The sequence below is a fragment of the Caldisalinibacter kiritimatiensis genome, from assembly GCF_000387765.1.
Taxonomy (GTDB): domain Bacteria; phylum Bacillota; class Clostridia; order Tissierellales; family Caldisalinibacteraceae; genus Caldisalinibacter; species Caldisalinibacter kiritimatiensis.
Genome location: NZ_ARZA01000105.1, coordinates 12,077 through 34,260, shown reverse-complemented (window position 1 = coordinate 34,260; position 22,184 = coordinate 12,077). Strand labels below are relative to the sequence as shown.

General features: G+C 30.2%; 19 protein-coding genes, 3 tRNA genes and 1 other annotated feature. Of the genes, 1 reads left to right on the top strand and 21 read right to left on the bottom strand.

Going from position 1 to position 22,184, the window contains the following annotated elements; translation table 11 throughout:
- Position 1: 1 nt before the first annotated feature.
- From L21TH_RS05140 to pepV, 5 genes are all read right to left on the bottom strand, one after another.
- The gene (locus tag L21TH_RS05140; protein WP_006311023.1) at positions 2–1,372 is read right to left on the bottom strand and encodes a TrkH family potassium uptake protein; all 1,371 of its coding nucleotides are present in this window, start codon (positions 1,370–1,372) and stop codon (positions 2–4) included.
- Positions 1,373–1,607: 235 nt separating this feature from the next.
- Entirely contained in the window at positions 1,608–1,964 is a 357-nt protein-coding gene (rplT, locus tag L21TH_RS05135; RefSeq protein ID WP_006311022.1) for a 50S ribosomal protein L20, read from the bottom strand.
- Positions 1,965–1,992: 28 nt separating this feature from the next.
- Positions 1,993–2,187, bottom strand: a complete 195-nt coding sequence (rpmI, locus tag L21TH_RS05130) for a 50S ribosomal protein L35 (protein ID WP_006311010.1) — start codon at positions 2,185–2,187, stop codon at positions 1,993–1,995.
- Between the two features lie 21 nt (positions 2,188–2,208).
- Positions 2,209–2,748 (bottom strand): translation initiation factor IF-3, encoded by a 540-nt coding sequence (gene infC, locus L21TH_RS05125; protein ID WP_006310998.1) that lies wholly within the window; start codon positions 2,746–2,748, stop codon positions 2,209–2,211.
- A gap of 403 nt (positions 2,749–3,151) precedes the next feature.
- A complete protein-coding gene (pepV, locus tag L21TH_RS05120) occupies positions 3,152–4,552 on the bottom strand; it encodes a dipeptidase PepV (RefSeq protein WP_006310997.1) in 1,401 nt (466 codons plus the stop codon).
- A gap of 260 nt (positions 4,553–4,812) precedes the next feature.
- Here pepV and ftsH point away from each other — a divergent pair, with 260 nt between their 5' ends.
- Positions 4,813–6,375 (top strand): ATP-dependent zinc metalloprotease FtsH, encoded by a 1,563-nt coding sequence (gene ftsH / locus L21TH_RS05115; RefSeq protein WP_006310992.1) that lies wholly within the window; start codon positions 4,813–4,815, stop codon positions 6,373–6,375.
- 47 nt (positions 6,376–6,422) lie between these two features.
- Here ftsH and thrS read toward each other — a convergent pair whose 3' ends face one another.
- The 16 genes from thrS to galT all read right to left on the bottom strand — a co-directional run bounded on the left by thrS (position 6,423) and on the right by galT (position 22,183).
- Positions 6,423–8,327, bottom strand: a complete 1,905-nt coding sequence (thrS, locus tag L21TH_RS05110; RefSeq protein ID WP_034429391.1) for a threonine--tRNA ligase — start codon at positions 8,325–8,327, stop codon at positions 6,423–6,425.
- A 58-nt stretch (positions 8,328–8,385) separates the two neighbouring features.
- Positions 8,386–8,596 (bottom strand) — a binding site (T-box leader).
- A gap of 99 nt (positions 8,597–8,695) precedes the next feature.
- Entirely contained in the window at positions 8,696–10,378 is a 1,683-nt protein-coding gene (locus tag L21TH_RS05105) for a carbon starvation CstA family protein (RefSeq protein ID WP_006310990.1), read from the bottom strand.
- Between the two features lie 267 nt (positions 10,379–10,645).
- Entirely contained in the window at positions 10,646–11,248 is a 603-nt protein-coding gene (locus tag L21TH_RS05100; protein WP_006310989.1) for a DUF445 domain-containing protein, read from the bottom strand.
- Positions 11,249–11,382: 134 nt separating this feature from the next.
- Positions 11,383–12,309, bottom strand: coding sequence for a putative sporulation protein YtxC (gene ytxC, locus L21TH_RS05095; RefSeq protein ID WP_006310988.1), 927 nt, complete (start codon positions 12,307–12,309; stop codon positions 11,383–11,385).
- A gap of 71 nt (positions 12,310–12,380) precedes the next feature.
- Complete coding sequence (locus L21TH_RS05090) at positions 12,381–13,130, bottom strand: DUF6873 family GME fold protein (RefSeq protein ID WP_006310987.1); 750 nt, start codon at positions 13,128–13,130, stop codon at positions 12,381–12,383.
- Between the two features lie 103 nt (positions 13,131–13,233).
- Positions 13,234–13,307 (bottom strand) — tRNA-Cys (locus L21TH_RS05085).
- A gap of 27 nt (positions 13,308–13,334) precedes the next feature.
- Positions 13,335–13,409 (bottom strand) — tRNA-Gly (locus L21TH_RS05080).
- 5 nt (positions 13,410–13,414) lie between these two features.
- A tRNA-Phe gene (locus L21TH_RS05075) sits at positions 13,415–13,490 on the bottom strand.
- A 224-nt stretch (positions 13,491–13,714) separates the two neighbouring features.
- Positions 13,715–14,596, bottom strand: a complete 882-nt coding sequence (gene hslO / locus L21TH_RS05065) for an Hsp33 family molecular chaperone HslO (RefSeq protein WP_006310986.1) — start codon at positions 14,594–14,596, stop codon at positions 13,715–13,717.
- Between the two features lie 214 nt (positions 14,597–14,810).
- On the bottom strand, positions 14,811–15,011 hold the full coding sequence (locus tag L21TH_RS05060) for a cold-shock protein (RefSeq protein ID WP_006310985.1): 201 nt from the start codon (positions 15,009–15,011) through the stop codon (positions 14,811–14,813).
- 199 nt (positions 15,012–15,210) lie between these two features.
- Positions 15,211–15,948, bottom strand: coding sequence for a class I SAM-dependent DNA methyltransferase (locus L21TH_RS05055; protein ID WP_006310984.1), 738 nt, complete (start codon positions 15,946–15,948; stop codon positions 15,211–15,213).
- 2 nt (positions 15,949–15,950) lie between these two features.
- Positions 15,951–16,694, bottom strand: coding sequence for an SIR2 family NAD-dependent protein deacylase (locus L21TH_RS05050; RefSeq protein WP_006310983.1), 744 nt, complete (start codon positions 16,692–16,694; stop codon positions 15,951–15,953).
- Positions 16,695–16,717: 23 nt separating this feature from the next.
- Positions 16,718–17,722 (bottom strand): LacI family DNA-binding transcriptional regulator, encoded by a 1,005-nt coding sequence (locus tag L21TH_RS05045; protein ID WP_006310982.1) that lies wholly within the window; start codon positions 17,720–17,722, stop codon positions 16,718–16,720.
- Positions 17,723–17,745: 23 nt separating this feature from the next.
- Positions 17,746–19,698: a beta-galactosidase gene (locus L21TH_RS05040; protein ID WP_006310981.1), complete on the bottom strand. Its 1,953-nt coding sequence runs from the start codon at positions 19,696–19,698 to the stop codon at positions 17,746–17,748.
- Between the two features lie 21 nt (positions 19,699–19,719).
- The gene (locus L21TH_RS05035) at positions 19,720–20,655 is read right to left on the bottom strand and encodes an aldose epimerase family protein (protein ID WP_006310980.1); all 936 of its coding nucleotides are present in this window, start codon (positions 20,653–20,655) and stop codon (positions 19,720–19,722) included.
- Position 20,656: 1 nt separating this feature from the next.
- The gene (gene galT / locus L21TH_RS05030) at positions 20,657–22,183 is read right to left on the bottom strand and encodes a UDP-glucose--hexose-1-phosphate uridylyltransferase (RefSeq protein WP_006310978.1); all 1,527 of its coding nucleotides are present in this window, start codon (positions 22,181–22,183) and stop codon (positions 20,657–20,659) included.
- Between the last annotated feature and the right edge of the window lies 1 nt (position 22,184).

Genomic DNA, 22,184 nt, shown 5'->3' with positions numbered 1-22,184 from the left:
CCTATCCAACCAAAATCTTTTCTTTTGGATATCTATAAGTTCCTTTCTTTTCCCTTCTCTTTTTAGCAAATGCAAAAGCCATTGTCAATGGACCAACTCTACCTACAAACATAGTAAATGTTATTATTAACCTACCTAATATACTCAATTTAGGTGTTAATCCTCTACTTAACCCTACAGTACCAAATGCTGATAAAGTTTCAAATAATACATCTAAAAATGTAACGTCAGGTCCACTTTCAGTAATTGATAAGATAACTGTAACACCTGTAATTATAGCAACAGCTATTCCTGTAACAGCTAATGCTCTATATATTAATTCATGTGGAATCCTTCTTCTATATATTTCAACATCTTCATTACCTCTAATAACCGATATAATAGCAATCACTAATACACCTATTGTTGTAGTTTTAACTCCACCTGCAGTTGAACCAGGTGAACCTCCAATTAACATATAAATCATTGTTAAAAATGCAACTGAATCAGTAACAGCTCCTGTATCAATACTATTGAAACCTGCAGTTCTTGGAGTCATAGATTGAAATGCTGCAGCTAATATTTTGCCTTTAAAAGATAGTTTTCCCAAAGTTTCTGGATTATTATATTCTAATATAAATATAAACAAAAATCCTATTAAAAGTAAAATACCTGAAATTATTAATACCAGCTTTGTATGTAAAGAAAACTTCCTAAATGATTTTTTTCTTGATATATCTAAATAAACAAAATATCCTAGTCCTCCTATAATAACCAATGCTATTATAGTTAGATTTACTACAACATCTTCTACAAATGGTACCATACTTTCTCCCGTTAAATCAAATCCCGCATTACAAAAAGCAGATATTGCATGAAATATCGAAAACCATATTCCTTTTATTACACCATATTTAGGTATAAATCTTATTGCTAAAAAAATTGCTCCTATCCCTTCAATAGCAGCTGTTGAGATAATAACATACTTTGTTAGCTTTACAAGGCCTGATAATGTAGTTGAATTTAATTCTTCTTGTATTATTAATCTCTCTTTTAAAGTAATTTTTCTTCCTAAAACTAATGCAACTAATGTTGCCATAGTCATTAAACCTAAACCGCCTACTTGAATCAAAATTAATATTATTACTTTTCCAAATATAGACCAATGTTGAGCTGTATTAACAACCACTAAACCGGTAACACAAACTGCCGATGCAGATGTAAATAATGCATCAACAAAGCCTATACTTTCCCCATTCACAGACGATATAGGTAAATTAAGTAACGTTGCTCCTATCAAAATAAGAGCTGCAAATCCCAATACAAGCACTTGGGCTGGATTGAGTTTTAATTTATCAATTCTGTTTAAAACACTAATAGCTATCATCCCCATTACATCATTTATAAGTTTAAAATTAGATATATTTTATTATTTTAATATTATACCATTTTATTCCTAATTTTAAAAGTTAAGATAATTAATATAAAGACGGCCTGTATTGGCCGCTTTTCTTTTTTTATTATATACAATTATCATTATTATACTCAACATTATTATTTGGTGCATCAAAAATTCTTTTACTATTCAAAAAAAATTTAGAAAACTAAAAGCTCCATAATTGGAACTTTTAGTTTAAGTTTTCCTTTGCTATTTCTACTAATTTTTTGAACCCTTCTGGGTCATGGATAGCCATTTCAGATAACATTTTTCTGTTTATTTCAATATTAGCTCTCTTAAGACCATTTATAAATCTGCTATAAGACATTCCATGTTGTCTTGCAGCAGCGTTAATTCTTGTAATCCATAACTTTCTAAAATCTCTCTTTCTTAATTTACGTCCTACATAAGCATATTGTAATGACTTCATTACAGCTTGATTTGCTGGTCTAAAAAGCTTACTTTTTGCACCATAGTAACCTTTAGCAAGCTTAAGTACTTTTTTATGTTTCTTTTTCGCATTTACTGCTCTTTTTACTCTAGCCATCTGTTTTTACCTCCCTCATATAATTCTTTTAGTATGGTAGTAATGTCTTAATTCTTTTTTGATCGCTATCGTTTACTAATCCGCCTTTTCTTAAATTTCTAACTCTCTTAGCACTTTTCTTTCCAGTAAAGTGATTTTTATATGCTTTAGCTCTTCTTATTTTTCCTTTACCTGTTTTTTTGAACCTTTTTGCTGCTCCTCTATGAGTTTTCATTTTTGGCATTTGAATTCCTCCCCTCAGTTATTATAAGTTTTTTGGACTCAAGAACATTGTCATATTTCTACCTTCCATTTTAGGCTTTTTATCTATTACTGAATAATCTGAAGTTAAATCTGCAAACTTCATTAATACATTTTTTCCTAGGTCAGTATGTCCAAGTTGTCTACCTCTAAACCTAACTGAGACCTTAACTTTGTCTCCTTTTTTTAGGAATTCACAAGCTTTCTTTGCTTTTACCTTTAAATCATGTTCTTCAGTATTAGGAGTTAATCTAATTTCTTTAATGTTAATTACCTTCTGCTTTTTCTTTGCTTCCTTCTCCTTTTTAGCTTGTTCATACTTATACTTACCGTAATCCATTATCTTGCATACTGGTGGTTTTGCATTTGGTGCTACGTTCACTAAATCTAACTTCTTTTCTTCTGCTATTGATAGCGCCTTTTTTATATGCATTATACCTAGCTGATTACTATCACTATCTACAACTCTCACTTCTTTAGCTCTAATTTGGCCATTAATCTGAAGCTCTTTAATTGCATGACACCTCCTAAAATCTTTTACCAATAAAAAAAGGATAGTATTGAACTATCCGCACTCTCACAATAGGCCTTACTTAAACATACTTATGCATAAACGCCATTTCTTTATGCGTCATAAGCAAGCCACCATATTAACCCTATGAGCTCATGCTATAGGGTGAGAAGCGGATACTTCTACTTTATTGTTTTACTTGTTATATTATATTCGAATAATAAAAGTTTGTCAACAGTTAATTTTTAAAACTACTCAAGTATTTCTTTTTGCTATTAGCTTCTAGACATTAATTCTAGGTTAAGAATATAGCAAAGCAACGCACAAAATGACGTCTTGGAAAGCGCAGTATTTTTTTCATTTCCTTTTGCGTTCCATTTTACGTCTATTTTCACGTCATTTCGTACGTTGTATGACCAAATATACCCAGTCCTACTTATTTAACCAACTCATACAAAGCTTTCGCATATATCTTAGTAATATCCATTAAATGCTCTATTGATATGTACTCATCTTTTTGATGCGCCAGTTCTTCTTGACCAGGCATTAATGCTCCAAATGCAACTGCATTATCCATAGCTCTAGCATAAGTGCCCCCACCTATAGTTATAGGCTTACTTTCATTATCCCCTGTTACTTCTCTATAAACTTTCATTAATTTTTCAACTAAAAAGTGATTTTCAGGTAAATATATAGGTGCTAGATGGTCTTTTTCTTCAATCTTTATTCCCATTTCACTAATTACTTCCTTTATACCATTATATATTGTTTCTTTATCATGTTTTATCGGATATCTGATATTTACTGCTACTTCAACTTTATCTTCACTTAAATCAATTACACCTACATTAAAAGTTAATTTTCCTGAAACATCATCCTCTAATCCACATCCAATAGACTCTCCATTATATTCCATTCCAATCTTGTCATTATAAAACTTGATAAATTCACATATCTCACATTCTCCCGAAACAATTTCATTTAAAAACTTCATTAGTTGAGAAATTGCATTTTTACCTTCCTCTGGAGTACTACCATGGGCAGATTTACCTTTTGAAACAACAATCAAAGTATTACCATTATCTTCTAGGTCTATATTGTATCCTGTGTTCTTAATAAATTGCTCAAAGGTATTTAATACATTATCTTTTTTATCATCACTAACCTCAATTACTGCTCTACATAAATCAGGAACCATATTAGGTCTGTTTCCACCTTTTATACTTTTAATTATTATGTCATCATTACATTTATTGTTGAACTTTTTCTTTAAAACTATATCTACTATACCCTTTTCACCGTGTATTACTGGAAAATCAGCATCGGGAGTAAAAGCTAAATCTGGAGCATCAACTTTACTTAAATAATAATTTATTCCTTTCCAACCACTTTCCTCATTTGTTCCGAAGATAATTCTTATTTTGTTATTTATCGGTAAACCACTTTCTTTTACTGCTTTCATTGCGTACATTGCTGCAATTGCTGGACCTTTATCATCAATAGTTCCTCTTCCAAATATTTTACCATCGTGTATTTCAGCACCATAAGGAGGATAAGTCCAATTATCTCCTTCAGGTACCACATCTAAATGGACTAAAATTCCTATTGTTTTATCTCCTTCTCCAAATTCTGCATGTCCTGCATATCCTTCAAAATTTTTTGTTTTGAAACCTAGTTTTTCCGATAATTTAAGTGCATATTCTAATGCTTCATTTACTCCTTCACCAAAAGGCATACCTGGTCTGCTTTGTCCTTCTACACTTTTTATTCTAACTATTTTCTTAACACTTTCCACTATTTCATTCTTATAACTCTCAACTAAACTTTCAAGTTTCATAATATTGCCTCCCTATATTTTTGTATAAGCTAAAAAACGCTTAATATTAATTTCAAGTTTATTATATAATAACTAAATACTTTTTAAAACATTATTTTCCATATGCATTTTCATGTTTTGTTTTTGTAAATTTTTCCTTAACCATGAATCTCTATCTATCTTATATTAATATGCAAACCTGGTTAAACTAATCATAAATAACTTAAAAACATCTTAAGATATAACTTATATTTTAATAAAAATAAATAAAGGTGGGTAACATGTTGAAAAAGAAAATTATCTTTCTTTTATTCATTATAAACCTAATTTTTACATCTTTAATGATTTCCAGTAGATTTTTTCCTGCTTTAAGCTTTAAAGCTTTAAATACAGGGGACATTTTTTTTATAACTTTAGTAACCATAGGATTATTTATATATTACATTAAACTAGATAATAATCCACAATTAGTTCCTGCTGCAATAAGTACCGAGAAGAAAAAAAATGAAGAAAAATCTAAAGAAAATAACAAACCAGACATATCTTTTGATGATGTTGCCGGTCTTGATGAAATAAAAGAAGAATTGCAAGAGATTATAGATTTCATTAACCACTCAGAAAAATACTTGAAAATGGGAGCAACTATTCCTAAAGGTGTTCTATTTCACGGTCCTCCAGGTACTGGAAAAACTTTGTTAGCTAAAGCAGTGGCTGGAGAAACCAACTCTACTTTTCTGTATTCAAGTGGTTCTGAATTTGTTGAAAAATATGTTGGTGTAGGAGCAAAGAGAATAAGAAATTTATTTGAAAAAGCTAAAAAGGAAGCTCCTAGTATAATTTTTATAGATGAAATAGATGCTATAGGCAGTAAAAGAAATTCTGACAGTAATAATGAAAAAGACCAAACCTTAAATCAATTACTTGTTGAAATGGACGGATTTAATAAAAATAATACAATTATAGTTATAGGAGCTACTAATCGATTAGATTTACTAGATGAGGCTCTACTAAGACCCGGTAGATTTGATAGACATATGTATGTGGGAAATCCTAATGTAAAAGCAAGGGAAGAAATACTTAAAGTCCACACAAAGAATAAACCTTTAGACTCATCTATCGATATTAAAGACATCGCTAAAAAGACACATGGTTTTTCTGGAGCTCAATTAGCTAATATAGCCAATGAAGCAGCTATAATAGCGGTAAGAAAAGAAAAATCAAAAATTGATATCAATGACTTTAATTCAGCAATTGAAAGATGTATTGCAGGATTAGAACTAAAAAATCCATCAGTTCTATTAAAAGAAAAAAACATAGTAGCCCATCACGAAGCAGGACACGCAACTGTTGGTAAAGTTTTAAATGTAGAAATGATACAAAAGATTTCTATAGTCCCAAGAGGGCAAGCATTAGGATATGTTTTAAAATTCCCAGATGAAGATAGGTATTTACAAACAAAAGAAGAGCTCCTATCTAAAATAAAAGTTTTTCTAGGTGGAAGAGCCGCAGAGCAGGTTTTCTTCAATGAAGTAACAACTGGCGCTAAAGATGATATAAAAAAAGTTACTCAAATCGCTAAAGAAATGGTATGTAGCTACGGCATGAGTGCTTTAGGTAACATATCAATTAATGACCAATATATACAGTATAGTATTGATAAAATTGAAAATGAAATAAAAAAAATTGTAGATACATGTTACGAAGAAGTATTAATAATAATAAAGGAAAACCAGGCAGTTATCTCTGAAATAGCTGATTATCTACTAGAACATGAAGTGATAGAAAAAGAAGAATTAGATTTAATATTTGAAAAATACAAATTTCCTCTTGAAACAGCAAATTAAAATGCCATCTGATATTCAGATGGCATTTTTGTTTATCATAATAGTATTTACTTTTTGTTTTCTACTTCATCTATAAGTCTATCTATGAACTCATTAACCTTTAATGAGCCAGTATCTCCTTCGTCTCTAGACCTAACAGAAACTGTTCCTTCTTCCACTTCTTTTTCTCCTACTATTAACATATAAGGTATTTTTTGAAGTTGAGCTTCTCTTATCTTATATCCTATCTTTTCAGACCTAGTATCAACCTCTACTCTTATGCCTTTTTCTTCTAACTTATTCTGTATTTCTAAAGCATAATCATTAAATTTATCTGATATAGGTAAAATAGTTACTTGTTCAGGTGCTAACCATACTGGGAACTTTCCTGCAAAATGTTCAATTAATATTCCTATAAATCTCTCTATACTACCAAATACAACCCTATGGATTACAACTGGTCTATGTTTTTCTCCATCCTTACCTACATAAGTTAACTCAAATCTTCTTGGCAATTGGAAGTCAAGCTGTATTGTACCACACTGCCAAGTCCTTCCTAAACAATCTTCTAAATGGAAGTCAATCTTAGGTCCATAGAACGCTCCATCGCCTTCATTCACTTTATACTCTAATCCAAATTCGTCTAATGCTTCTTTTAAAGCTGTTTCTGCCATTTCCCATTCTTCATCTGTACCTAAAGAATCCTCTGGTCTAGTAGATAGCTCTACATTATACTTAAATCCAAATGTAGAATAAACCTCATCTACTAACTTAGCAACTCCTTTTATCTCATCCTTAATTTGCTCTGGTAACATAAATATATGTGCATCATCTTGAGTAAAAGCTCTTACTCTCATTAAACCATGTAATGTTCCTGATAGTTCATGTCTATGAACTCTACCTATTTCTCCAACTCTCATTGGAAAATCTCTATATGAACGCATTTCATTTTTGTAAATTAACATTCCACCAGGACAATTCATAGGCTTTATAGCATAATCTTCATCATCAATTTTTAAAGTATACATATTTTCCTTGTAATGATACCAGTGCCCTGAAGTCTCCCATAATTTTTTATTTAAGATAATAGGAGTTTCTACTTCAACATATCCCGCCTTTTTATGAACTTCTCTCCAATATTCCAGCAACTTATTTTTAAGTTCCATACCCTTAGGTAAAAAGAACGGGAAGCCTGGGCCCTCTTCAAGTACTGTAAACAATTTCAATTCTTTACCTATTTTTCTGTGGTCTCTTTTCTTAGCCTCTTCTAATCTCTCTAGATGCTCTTTTAAATCTTTTTTATTTTCAAATGAAGTTCCATATATTCTTTGAAGCATCTTATTATTTTCGTCTCCACGCCAATAAGCTCCTGCAACACTTAAAAGTTTAAAAGCTTTTACTTTTTTAGTGCTTGGTAAGTGTGGACCTGCACAAAGGTCTACAAATTCTCCTTGTTTATAAAAAGATATAACTGCATCTTCAGGTAAATCTTCTACTAACTCTACCTTGTAATCTTCTCCTCTATCTTTTAAAAATTTAATAGCTTCATCTCTATCTAATTCGAATCTTTCTATATCTAAATCTTCTTTTACGATTTTCTTCATTTCCTTTTCTATTTTTTCTAAATCGTCTGGTGTAAACTTATGCTCTGTATCAAAATCATAATAAAAACCGTCTTTTATTGCTGGTCCTATGGCTAATTTAGTGTCCGGAAATAATCTTTTAACAGCCTGTGCTAAAATATGAGTACTAGTGTGTCTAAATATATCTGCTCCATCTTCATCATTAAATTTTAAAAGCGTTACATTAGAATCCTCATCAATTTCAGTTTTTAACCCTACTACTTCATCATTTACTTTAGCTCCTACAACAACTCTTGCTAAACCTTCACTAATATCCTTAGCAATGTCTATAACTTTAATTCCCTTTTGATACTCTCTAACTGAACCATCTGGTAAAGTAATCTTAACCATTTCCATCGTTTACCCTCCTCTTATATATAATAAAAAACCTCTCATCCCTAGACACTTGTCTAGGGACGAGAGGTTACTCCCGTGGTTCCACCCTAATTTATACTCATTAAATCTTAACGCGATTAACGTTACCCTTACCCTCTATTGAAGTTTCAGGTACCACTCCGGGATAGTTTTCAACTAACCATATCTTAGGAAGGCTTTCAGCCTTTGGCACTTCCCTCTCTGTAAGACTGGGCCTAGTTTACTCGTCCCATCATAGCATTTACCATATAAACTTTGATATCATTATAGATATATTTTGTGCATTTGTCAAGGATAATATTATAAAAGAGATGGCATTTTACCATCTCTTTATAAATCAATCTTTAAGCATCTATAGTATGTTTTTTAGCTCTTGATTCTCTTATAACTTTTACAGCTTCTATTATCATCCATATTTCAAGAACTAATATAATTATACCTATTACAAATAATAACCAATCTGATTTATTAGCAAAGTTTATTATGTTATATATCATGCCCCAGCCTGTCATTATCATCATAAATATCATAGGTATTAATGTATATATAATAGGTTTATTCTTCTTAGCTAAGTAAACAGTTATAATCATAAGAGCTAAACCTGATAACAACTGATTTGATGCTCCAAATAAAGGCCATAATATCATAGCACCTGCTCCACCTGGCTTTGCCATTGCTAATAATAAAGCTGTAATTACTGCAAATAAGGTAGCACCATGCTTTGTAGCTAATGGTTTAATATTTAGACCTTCAGCTATCTCACCAACTACATATCTTTGTATCCTTGTAGCTGTATCAAGAGTCGTAGCTGCAAAACTAACTATAAACACAGCTAAAATTGTTTTTGCAAATTCTGCTTTTAGCCCTAATCCTGATACAAAATTAGCTCCACCATCAACAAATGCACCTAATTTAGCTCCTAAACCACTAGCTGTTGCCCAGTCAGCATATCTTGCTGTCCATGCATTGGCATCTCCAAGTCCAGCCGTACAAGCTAGTATAACTAATATTGCTAAAGCTCCTTCCATAAGCATTCCGCCATATCCTATCATCATAGCATCTTCTTCTTTACCAAGCTGCTTTGATGAAGTACCTGATGATACAAGACTATGAAAGCCAGAAATTGCACCACAAGCTATTGTTATAAATATAAATGGTAGTAAAGGTGGCGAGCCTGCTACATTTGTCCTAATAGCTGGAGCAACTATAGTTGGATGTACTACAATTAAACCTAGTATTAATAAAGCCATTGCTACTATTAACTCATGAGAGTTAATATAATCTCTAGGTTGTAAAAGCTTCTGTACTGGTAGTACCGATGCAATATATGCATATATCATTAAAATAAATACCCATACAATTATAGGTTGCATTCCAAATATTTCTGGCATTGACCAATTTCCAAAGTATGTAGCTCCAATCCAGATTGTAATATACATTAGCACAATTGCTATTATTGATAGCCAAGTTATGTTTTTATTCTTTTTATATACTAAGTATCCAAGAGCCAATGCTATTGGTATTTCCATCCATACCGGGAATATAGATGCAGGATACATCATAAATAATTTACCTATAATCATTGCAAATACTGCTATTACAATAAGTAATAAGAAGAAAATTACTAGTAAGAATAGATTTCTAGAAGTTGGACTTACAATATCTTTAGTTACATCTCCTAAAGATTTACCTTTATTTCTTTCAGATATAACGAGAGCTCCAAAGTCATGAACAGCCCCCATAAATATGGAACCTACAACAACCCAAATAACAGCTGGAACCCATCCCCAAATAACTCCAATAGCAGGTCCAACTATTGGTCCTGTCCCAGCTATTGATGTAAAATGATGACCAAATAAAATATTCTTTTTAGTAGGTACATAATCTACACCATCTTCTAGCTCGTGTGCTGGGGTTACATTCTTATTGCTAAGTTCAAATAATTTTTTACCAATAAATTTACCATAAGTCCTATATGCAACTATAAAACCTACATAAGTCAAAATTGCAAGTAATAAAGCATTCATTATATTACCCCCTTTATTTCATTAATGTAACCTAAATATTCTCCCTTGTCCCCCCTTTCCCCAAAATGATTTTTTAGTTGTGTGCCTTAGTATATATTTATGCATTTTATGTTTGAAGATTCTGAAATTTGATTTTGTAAATAATGATTAATGTGTAATAAACCCCCAACTAAATCATCTTTTTACTTCTTTGATTATATTATACATCTAAAGATATTTTATCTCAATAAAAAACATATGCCAATTTCCAAAGGAAATTGACATATGCTAATAAAAAAGTACAATTATTCCCTGCATAACACCAATAATAAAACCAAGTATACCTCCTAATACTTCAATATGCTTAAGTTCTTTTTTAGCTACAGATATAATTATCTCTTCTATTTTTTCTAATTCAAAAGAATTAACCTTTTCTTCTATTATTTCAGAAATTTTGACTTGTGTAGTAGCTTTATGAACCATATTTTCAGCTAAATCCTTTAATAGTCTTTCTCCTTCTCCATCAATCAAATCATCAACATAACTATAAATCATATTTCTAAAAGTTGTAGGAATAATAGATGGTAGCTTTTCTTCTATTACCTTGTTTATCTTTGTCTTAATAATTAAAAGTACACTAGATAAGTTCTCTTTTTCTATAACTTTGTCAATTATTTCATTAATAGATATTAGCTCTTCTTCTACAACCTTACCTATCTTCTTAGCAATTTCTTCTTTTCTTTTTGGTATAAGTCCTTGAAACTTAATGTTTAAAAGTGGAATTTTTATTGGATTCAATGGTCTGAAAATTAACTTAATAGCTATAATATTAGTTAACCATCCTATCATTGCTCCAATTACAGCTAATATCATTACTCTTAATATAGCCATATCTATCACCTCATATTATTTTCTAACTAAATAATTATACCACATTTTTTGACAATTTATAATGTTTTTATATAATTGATATGTTTCAAAAAACAAAAAACTCCCAAAAGCAAGTACCTCTGGAAGTTACACATCTATTCATTTTGAGGAGTATTAACGTTATTCTTATTACATAATTTACATCCTCTGCATATTGATACTTTATCTTCAAATATGTTTTTAATAATCTTAATTAATTCTTCATATTCATTACTCGAATAAGAATTATTATATTCAAAATGTATAACAACTTTATTAGGAGCTATAGTTATTAAAGAGCTAACAAGTAAATCATCGTGGTTTATATCACTCTCTGCTATTTCATCCGCAATTTCTTCAAAAAAATCATTATTTATTAATCTATAATTTTTATCAAATAATAAATAATCTTTATCACCTTTTATAAGTATATTTACAAGTTCTATTTTAGGTTCTTGTATTTCTACAAAATACTGTAACACCTTAATAAATTCATTATACTCTTTTTCTATCAAAAACTCTTCTACAGCTTTTTCTACGGCTTCTTCAATAGAGTCTATAAAAAATCTTAGTCTAAAATTAATAAAACCTTCTATTATAATTTCATCAGTAGTTTCAAGATACTCAACTATTGATTTTATTATTTTAGATTTTCTACTAACTTTAAATATCATTCCTCCAGTAGAAAAGGATTCTCCTTTATTTAAAAATTCAATTGCCTTTTCTTTGACTTTATCTTTTTCAGATTTACTAAAATAATAATAATTTTCTGCTATATATCTATTTAAATATTTTTGTTGATATATATCCAATATAACATCTGCGAGAATATTAGCAACACAATGAACAAAGATTTTCCTAATATTCTTACATTTATTTAAATTCAAATTATCAGTTTTATAGTTTAAAAAATGTATATCTCCAACATCATTTAACTCTGAATTTATATAAAAACCTTCTTTACTAAAGTTTTCAATTTCCTTAGAAAGCAAACTCTTTACCTTTTCAGATCCCTCCTTAACTCCAATAGACAGTAATTCCATTAATGACACTCCTTTCTGTGTACTAGTAGTATTTGCTTTTCAAAAACCTATATTCGCAATACTAAGTAACATTAATTGTATTTCAAAGGAATTATTGACCCTATATCTATAATCTCTTTATCGCTTAAAATTACAGCTTTTTTATTATTTTTAGCTAAAAATTTATCTATATCTTTTTTATTAGGATGATTGTCATATCTACCTGTAAATAAAAATTCCTTTTCTGAAATAACTCCAGTTGCTCCACCGATAAAGCCATAATCGTAACCTGGCAATTTTATATATCCCGATTTTATATAAAGTAAATCTATATTATATTTTTTACAAGCTTTATAAATTGAAGGGTCAGAAGTTATAATTGAATTACTTCCAACAATAGCTGTAGAACATTTTGTATACCCTTGATTTACATGTATGAGCCTTATTCCTTGCTTTTCTAAATAGTATTTTAATTTTGGGCTTGTATATTTTGTGTTATGTATTGCATATCTTGAAACTCTTGCTACATTATATGCTATATCATTTGGATAGTTCCCTTTCAAGTATTTATCACCTTTAATTAACTTTATAGGTCTATTTTTAAATATATACTTATAATATTCAAAAACATTAGGTGCAATTACTAATGTATTAGCATCTATTGGATGGATTGCAATATCTGGATGATAAGCTATAGCTTCGTCAACTTCTTCGCATTTTACGGTTCTTATTGTTTGTATATCCATTTTATTTAACTTTTTTGTAATTTCTTGCTCTACTCTTCCATCTATAATTACAGCATCTGCTTTTTTTATAGGTATAAAAGGATTACGTACATTCATAATATTTTTGACCTCCAATTTATATTTTTTACTTAAGTTTATTTTATATAATTTTTTCAAAAAATAAATAAAACCTCCCACAAGGGAGGTATACTTGATACTTTGGAGGCGGCACCCAGATTCGAACTGGGGATAAAGGATTTGCAGTCCTCGGCCTTACCACTTGGCTATGCCGCCACATAATTATTTACATTTTAAATAAAATGGAGCGGAAGACGGGATTCGAACCCGCGACCCTCGCCTTGGCAAGGCGATGCTCTACCACTGAGCCACTTCCGCAAGTATGGTGCCCAGAGACAGAATCGAACTGCCGACACGGGGATTTTCAGTCCCCTGCTCTACCGACTGAGCTATCTGGGCTCATTTAAAATCCTTCAACTTCACTGGTTCAAAACACTTTCTCAACCAGCGGCAAGAACTAGTATACAACAAAATAGTCCTTTTGTCAATAATTTTTTTATATTTTTTGATTTAAATTTTGGTGAATTCTGTTGTATGTTAGTTCCTATACAATTCTTTTTTAATACTTTAAGAACTACTTTAAATATCTATCATAAAATATTGGGGCAAAATAGCCCCTAATATTATTTAGCTTTTTCTAGTAATTTTTCTAATTCTTCTTTGTTAAAATGATATTTAGTATTACAAAAATGACATACTACCTCTGCTTCACCATCTTCTGCTATCATTTTTTTCAATTCTTCTTCTCCTACACTAATTAGTACTCCTTCTAATCTTTCTCTAGAACAGTCACATGTATATTTAATTTCTTTTTTGTCTTTAATTTCCATTTGAAATTCACCAAATAACCTTTCTAACAATTCTTCAGGGGTATATCCTTTATCTATATATTTTGAAATAGATTCCAATTTATTAATTTTTTGTTCTAATTTAACTAAATTTTCTTCTTGAATATTAGGTAATACTTGTAAAATAAATCCTCCAGCTGCTTTTGTGCTTAAGTCCTTATCAACTAGTACTCCTAAAGCAACTGCTGATGGTTGCTGCTCAGATGTAACAAAATACTGAGCTAAATCATCTCCTATTTCTCCAGTAATTAAATTTGATTGTCCTATATAAGGCTCCTTTAACCCTAAATCTCTTATGACTGTCAGTTTTCCACTTCTTCCAACTACTCCACCAACATCTAACTTGCCATCACTTCTAGTAGGTAAATCAGCACTTGGATTTTGTACATATCCCTTAATTTCTCCTTTATTATTAGAAACTGCAATTATATTTCCTATAGGTCCATTTCCTCTTATTTTTAAGGTTAATTTGTCTTTTTCTCCTTTCATCATAAATCCCATAATTGCCGAAGCTGTTAATGTTCTTCCTAAAGCTGCAGTTACAGTTGGTGAAGTATTATGTATTTTCCTTGCATCTTCTACCACATTAGTTGTTGTAGCAATAAATATCCTTATACTTTTTTCTTTATCTATTGCTCTGATAACATAATCCTTCATAAGCTACCTCCTCATTTTCTTAGTTTATATAGAACTATATTATATTTACAACATTATAATTTATATAAAACCTAATCTCTAGTCTTTATTCTCTTTTATTTTACATCAAATATAGTTATTTTAACAAAAAATATTTTAAGCCCCCTGATATCGGGGGCTTGAATGCTACTGTTATAAAACTACTTCTCTATAATAATTTAGTAATATTTTCGGTTTATAGTTTTGTAACATTAGTAGCTTGAGGACCTTTTTCTCCGCTAACGATTTCGAATTGTACGTTTTGTCCTTCTTCTAAAGTCTTAAATCCGTCCTCTTGGATAGCTGAATAATGTACGAATACATCATCACCATCTTCTGTTGATATGAACCCATAACCTTTTGTTGGATTGAACCATTTTACTGTACCTCTTACCATCTTAAAACATTCCTCCATTACTTAAATATTTAATTTGCAGATGGTACTTTTGTATCATCAATGCCCTAGCTATGTATCATCTTTGATGGTACTTCGCTTCTTCATGATGGTACTATGTATCATCTACTTATTATATTCTATCATACCTTTATTTCCATGTCAAATAATTCGTTAAAAACCAATTCTAGTTAGTAACTTTTTACTTTTTAGCAATAAAATTTATTCTTTCACTATTATTAGTTGGAGCTTTAAATGTAAATGCATCATACACGTCTATGGTATTAAACTTTGCTAACTTTAATGCATTAATAATTTCTTCACTCCTATAAGCTTTTTGTAAGTGTTTTTCTTCAAATCTTTTATATCTATCACATTCTTTAACAAAAAAATTTAGATAAAATTCACAAACGTCTAAATTATTGTCATAATAATTTTCCCACACATAAAAAACTTTCTCATTTTCATCTACAAAAACATTATTTCCAATAATATTTTTTAATTTATAATATGAATTAATATCAAATATAAAAATTCCACCTTCGTTTAAGTGTTCATATACATTACTGAATACTTTGTGTAAATTTTTTAAATCTGTTATGTAATTAATACTATCGCATATGCTAACTATTACATCAAATTTATCTTTTAATTTAAATTCTGTCATATCCTGATTTAATATAGTAACATTTCTATATTTCCTCAACTTCTGATAAGCAATTGTTAGCATCTCCTGAGAAATATCAAAGCAAGTTACGTCATACCCCTCATTACATAAATATTCTGTAAAATTTCCTGTTCCGCAGGCCATTTCTAACACTTTTTTCCCTTTTATATTCTTTGTTTTTATTATTTCTTTTATATATTCAAACCATGTCTTATACTCTACATCGTTCATTAATTCATCGTATATGTAAGCAAATTCTTTATATGCCTCCATTGTTACTCTCCTTTTTTCAGTTTATCTAGTATTTTTGTTAGCACATTTCCTATTTTATCCCTTATAACCAAATCCGCATGTTTATCCATTGGTGTTTCTCCAATATTAATAATTATAACCTTTGATGCCATCTGTGGTAAATAGTTTGCAGGTGCTACTGTCAAACTAGAGCCAACAACTATCATTAAATCAGCTGTTTTACTATTTTCCCATGCTATATTAAAGTCTTCAGGTAAGTTATCCCCAAACATCACCACATCTGGTCTTAACATGCCATTACATTTATCACATTTAGGTGGAATTTGATTTTTATTTACTTTTTCAGTTAAAACACTTAATTTAACAACCTTACCACAATTAATACACCTGCCAGTTCTTATATGTCCATGTATCTCTAGTACATTCTTAGACCCACCCTTTTGATGAAGTCCATCAATATTCTGTGTTATTATACCTTTAATAAAACCTAATTTCTCCATCTCTGCTAGCGCCAAATGCCCTTTATTAGGTTCAACATCTTCCATTCCCAATAATAATTTGTATCCTATGTCGTAAAATTTTTTAGGATTATTATAAAGAACCTCAGTTGATAATGCTTCCATTGGGTCTATTTTATTCCATAAACCTACTTTAGGACTTCTAAAATCAGGAATTCCACTTTCTGTTGAAATACCTGCTCCAGATAAAACCCAGGTATTAGTTGCTTCTTTTATCATATCACAGGCTCTTATAATATTTTCATTCATAAGATCTCCCACCTTTACTACTATTAACAACTCTCCCTAATAATCAATTCACTTGGGATAATCACTTTTTTTGATATTTCTCTATTATCATTTATCCTCTCAAGTAATAAGTTGACTGCAGTAGCTCCCATAAATTCTGTATAAACTTTAACAGTTGAAAGTGGTGGAACTAAAAATTTAGATGTTGCATTATCATTAAATCCGATTATACTAATATCATCAGGTACCTTTAAATTCGCTTCATATAATGCTCTGATAGCACCAGTTGCCATTGTGTCATTAGCTATAAAGAATGCAGTAGGTACTTCTTCTTTTTGTAATGCTTCTTTCATTAACTTGTATCCATCTTCAGCAGTAAATCTACCTATATATATATTATTAGGATTAAATAATCCCTTTTCTTTCATGAAACTAATATATGTCTCTTCCCGCTCATCTTCTACTAACCTTTTATTATTGCCTACATATTCCCTACCACCAATGTATCCTATTTGATTATGTCCTAACTTTATTAAGTATTTAAGTACTTCTAATACTGCCTTCTTAAAGTCAATTACAACCGAGTCGAATTTCTTCTCATTTGGTGATGAGTCAACAAATACAATATTTTTAGAATATGATAGGAATGTATCTATATCATCTTCGCTAAACTTTCCTATAGCTATTATACCATCTAAATCGTCAAACTGATTTATTCCATATCTATCATCTTGTTTAAATATTTTTACTATGTCTACGTTTTTGTTATAACATTCCTTTTCGGCACCTAATCTAATAGATAAATAATACGGGTCTCCTAGTTCTTCTTTTTCTGAATACCAATTAATCAAACCAACTTTAATTCTTTTTCCTACTTCCCTTTCTTTTTTTCTTTCTCTTACAGTTTTATAGTCTAATTCTTCCGCAATCTCAAATACCTTTTTTCTTGTTTCATCTGAAACCGATAATGATTTATCATAATTCAAAACACGAGATACAGTAGCAGGTGATACCCCTGCTTTTTCTGCTATATCTTTTATAGTTGCCATTTATATTCCTCCTAAATCTCGTTCTATTCCCTTTTGATAATTTTACTTCCATAAGGACTAAGTACTATATCATTAAATTTCTTTTTTGTATCAGTATGATTAGTTATAATCAAGTACTCTTCATTATTATACTTTCTTAAGTATACTTCTAAGCCTTTATCACTTTTAATATAATCGATATCTTGTTCTGTTACTATATCCTTTGCTATATCCTGTATTATTTCTATATTTACCCCGCCACCAATATAGAAAACTTTACCTTTTCCATAGTTATTAATAGTCACGCATGCTTTATCACTATAAAACTTATCATTGTACTTATATAGTACTTTAGAAGTTGTAGGTGTTATTATATCTCTCCACCCTTCACACTTTCCACTTTTTCCTTTAAACTTATTTATTCCTATTATATCTACTTCTTGCCCTTTCTGTAATGATTCTACTTCTTCGATTTCAATTCCTGCTATATCTTTAATATTACATGGAACTGTTTCACCAAAATTTATATTATTATTTTTATCCTTTATTCCTGTTCTAAAAGAAAATACTACAGTTCCTCCATTTTCTACAAAGCTTTTTAAACGAATACTAAGCTGTTTATCAATTATTTGTAATACTGGTATCAATAAAACTTTATATTTGCTAAAATCTCTATCTATCGGAATAACATCTATATTAGTGTTCAAGTTATAAAAAGGTGTATATAATCTCATAAGTTCCTTGGTAAAATCAAACTCGAAACTTTGAGGCTGAAATCTCCATGACCATATATTATCATAATCATATACTACAGCAATCTCTGAGTTTATTACTGATTTAAACACATCCTCATAACTGCTTACTTCTTTAATAAAGGATTTAACTTCATTGTACTTTCTCCCACTTTTATTATCATGGTCTATAATTCCATAGCAGAATTGCTCAGCGCCCTTTGTCATACCTCTCCATCTAAAGAAAAGCATATCTGTACATCCATGGGCTAATGCTTGATAGGCCCACATTTTCGCTTGATTAGGTCTAGGTAGATATCCTATTACAGTATGTCCCTGGGCTCCCATCAATTCTTCTACAATCCAGTAGTTTTTATCCTTAAGACCTCTTATGAAATCATGACCCATGGCAATTTCAGCTCTATGTAAAGGTTCTCTTTGACCTCCCCAAACAGGATAATTATCATAGGACACGAAATCCAGATTTTTTACTGTTTTTTCATGATTAAACCATTTATTAAAGAAGCCTCCTGGTATATTAGTAGTAATACTTTGATGTTCTCCTTTAAGTTCATTTACTAACAATATTTGTTCATTAGCAAAATCATTTAAAGAATATGACCTAAATCTAGCCCAATCTAGTAATAGTGTAGGATTATGTACAGTAATAGTTTTTAATGGCACAGGAACTTCTTCAAAGCTATTGTATGTCTGTCCCCAAAATATTGTTCCATACTCTTTATTTAGTTTATTTATTATACCATATTTTTCCTTCAAAAAATCTTTGAATTTATTCTGACAGTTTTCACAGTAGCACATATCACTACCTTCATGTCCCAGTTCATTATCTATTTGCCAACATATAATGGCTTCTTCGTTGCTATAGTGATCAACTAGTTTTGTAACTATCCTTTTTGCATAAAATCTATATGTATCTGAATTATAACAGTACTGTCTCCGTCCTCCAAATACACGTACTTGCATATTTTCATCCTTTGATAATATAGAAGGATATTTATTAGCTAACCAAGCTGGAAATGTAGCTGTAGGTGTTCCAAAAATTATTTCAATACCTGCTTTTTTTAATTTTTCTATTACCATATCAAAATAACTAAAATCAAACTTTCCTTCTTCTGGCTCCATAAGATGCCATGCAAATTCACCTATACGAACGGTATTTACTCCCATTTCCTTTATACGTTTAATATCCTCATCTATCATTTTATTATTCCAATGTTCTGGATAATAAGCAACTCCTAAATGCATAATTTCACCTTCTTTCAATCACTATTTTATTATAATATTAAACCACCAGTCGTATTTTCCTTTTGCAGGTATTTTACTAACTTTTCTAATAGAATCTGCTACATAGAGATTGTCATAAACCCCAGTGCAAGGTTCAAGGGCTATATTGTAATCGCCTCTATATCCCCCTTGAGTCTTCCATATTCCTAAGTAAGGAATTTTATCAGATGGATATTCGTAAAAAATAGCATCCTTTGTATCCTCATGTATAATTCCACAATATCCTTTTTTTAATTTTCCTAGAAAATAAAATTTTTCACAGTTATTAGCTGTAACAGGCTCTACCCTTGATAAATCAATATTTTTTCCAGTTTTCTGTGATTTAGTCGAAGGATAATTATGTATACTTCCCCATTCTCCTAAATGCTCTGTGGAATGCTCAACACTAATAATTTTATCAAGGTTTTCATGGACAATTATCCTTGTATTTACAGAGCAGTTAAGTAATATATGAGGAGTCCATATAAACTTAAACTCCTCATCTTTAGTATTAATAGCTTCATATTCTAACTTAATTGTGTTGTCTATAAGCTTTACCTTTTTTCTTAATATATATGGAAATCTTGGACTTTTAACTTCAAAGAATAACATTTCATTAGTTGTATCAATTTCATAGTCCCAGCTTAATGCCCATACTTCACCGTGGTCTGGAACTTGTAATCCATTATCAGGATATAAACACTTATCAATGCTGGGAAAAACTTCATCAAAACCACTTGAATCATATTTACTAAAATCTGCACCATAGGGTGGTTTAGTTAATCTTTCATTTTTAGCTTGAAATAAGAATTCTTTATTAGTTTTTTTACTTAATAATGATGCCATTTTGCTACCATATTGAGGTAAGAAAACCGACTTGATATTTTCATTCTCAATAACTATACTTTTTAATCCTTTAAAAGTATCTAAATAAATCATTTTAATGCACCTCTTTAAGACTATCTATAAACTTTATAAATCCTTTTTTCCCTTTATCATCCCTTTTAAATACTCCCGCATGTTCTAATACTTGTAGGAATTTTAATCCTACCTCTTTTCTTAAAATTTCATCTACATTTCCTTCTGTTATGTCATCATATTTATCTTTTATTTCGTGATACCAATCTATATGTTTCATTAAATTTTCATTTTCTATTAATTTCTTTTCTTTAGTTGGGTTTAGTAGATAATAGGATAGTTGTTCAAGCTCAGTCTTTAATCTCGCTGGTAATACAGCTAATCCCATAACTTCAATTAACCCTATATTTTCTTTCTTGATATGATGTAACTCTTCATGGGGATGGAAAATTCCATATGGGTGTTCTTTACTGGTTCTATTGTTTCTAAGTACTAAATCTAGTTCAAATAGCTCATCCCTTCTTCTAGCAATAGGAGTCACTGTGTTATGAGGTATATTATCTGTATGGGATAATATATCTAATTCTAAATCTTCGTATTTTTTCCATCTACCTAAGATAAAATCAGCAAGCTCTGATAACTTATGTCTATCATTGCCTCTTAATCTAATAACAGACATAGGCCACTTAACTATCCCTACTTCTATATCTTCAAATTTATCAATTGTAGTAGTATGTTCTAATGGAGCAGTCGCCATTGCAAATTCATAGTTTCCCCCTTGAAAATGGTCATGGGATAGTATAGAGCCTCCTACTATAGGTAAATCTGCATTAGAGCCGATAAAATAATGTGGAAACTTTTCAACAAATTCTAGAAGTCTATCAAAGGTATCCTTAGAAATTTTCATAGGTTCATGGGTATCCTTAAGTACAATTGAATGTTCATTAAAATATACGTATGGAGAATATTGCAAATACCACTTTTCATTTTTTAGTGTTAATGGTATGATTCTATGGTTTTGTCTAGCTGGATGATTAACTCTTCCTGCATATCCTTCATTTTCTTTACAAAGTAGGCACTTAGGATATGAACTAGCAGGCATATTTTTAGCTGCAGCTATTGCTTTAGGGTCTTTTTCAGGCTTAGATAGATTTATTGTTATGTCTAAATCCCCATATTCTGTATTAACCTTCCATACCATATTTTTTGCTACCCTATCTGTACGTATATAATTAGAATTTCTGCTTAGTTTATAGAAATAGTCCGTTGCATTTTGAGGGTTTTCATCATATAGTTTATAGAATTTATCAACAATCTCTGATGGTCTCGGCATTAAACAATTCATTATTTTTGTATCCAATAAGTCTCTATACACAGGTGTATTAGATTCTAATACTCCATTTTCATAAGCCCAAGTGAGAATATTATTTAAAATTGGTAATGGAGAATCTAAATTTTCTTCTATAATACCCACCTCTTCATACTCACTTAAATTCAAAAGATTCAATATTAAATTCCTGCAATAAACAATATCCTCTTCTTTTATTAACTCTTTATTAAGACCATAATGTATTAATCTATCTATCTCATTAAAAATATTTATAGTCACT

Coding starts and splice junctions, on each gene's coding strand:
- L21TH_RS05040 (WP_006310981.1), bottom strand. CDS start 19,698: ATGCATTTAGGAGTTGCTTATTATCCAGAACATTGGAATAATAAAATG.
- ytxC (WP_006310988.1), bottom strand. CDS start 12,309: ATGGAATTACTGTCTATTGGAGTTAAGGAGGGATCTGAAAAGGTAAAG.
- hslO (WP_006310986.1), bottom strand. CDS start 14,596: ATGAAGGATTATGTTATCAGAGCAATAGATAAAGAAAAAAGTATAAGG.
- L21TH_RS05090 (WP_006310987.1), bottom strand. CDS start 13,130: ATGAATGTACGTAATCCTTTTATACCTATAAAAAAAGCAGATGCTGTA.
- rpmI (WP_006311010.1), bottom strand. CDS start 2,187: ATGCCAAAAATGAAAACTCATAGAGGAGCAGCAAAAAGGTTCAAAAAA.
- L21TH_RS05100 (WP_006310989.1), bottom strand. CDS start 11,248: ATGGCTATATTAAGAGTAATGATATTAGCTGTAATTGGAGCAATGATA.
- pepV (WP_006310997.1), bottom strand. CDS start 4,552: ATGAAACTTGAAAGTTTAGTTGAGAGTTATAAGAATGAAATAGTGGAA.
- ftsH (WP_006310992.1), top strand. CDS start 4,813: ATGTTGAAAAAGAAAATTATCTTTCTTTTATTCATTATAAACCTAATT.
- L21TH_RS05035 (WP_006310980.1), bottom strand. CDS start 20,655: ATGATTTATTTAGATACTTTTAAAGGATTAAAAAGTATAGTTATTGAG.
- L21TH_RS05140 (WP_006311023.1), bottom strand. CDS start 1,372: ATGGGGATGATAGCTATTAGTGTTTTAAACAGAATTGATAAATTAAAA.
- L21TH_RS05055 (WP_006310984.1), bottom strand. CDS start 15,948: ATGGAGGCATATAAAGAATTTGCTTACATATACGATGAATTAATGAAC.
- thrS (WP_034429391.1), bottom strand. CDS start 8,327: ATGGTTAAGATTACTTTACCAGATGGTTCAGTTAGAGAGTATCAAAAG.
- rplT (WP_006311022.1), bottom strand. CDS start 1,964: ATGGCTAGAGTAAAAAGAGCAGTAAATGCGAAAAAGAAACATAAAAAA.
- L21TH_RS05060 (WP_006310985.1), bottom strand. CDS start 15,011: ATGGTAAGAGGTACAGTAAAATGGTTCAATCCAACAAAAGGTTATGGG.
- L21TH_RS05050 (WP_006310983.1), bottom strand. CDS start 16,694: ATGAATGAAAATATTATAAGAGCCTGTGATATGATAAAAGAAGCAACT.
- L21TH_RS05045 (WP_006310982.1), bottom strand. CDS start 17,722: ATGGCAACTATAAAAGATATAGCAGAAAAAGCAGGGGTATCACCTGCT.
- L21TH_RS05105 (WP_006310990.1), bottom strand. CDS start 10,378: ATGAATGCTTTATTACTTGCAATTTTGACTTATGTAGGTTTTATAGTT.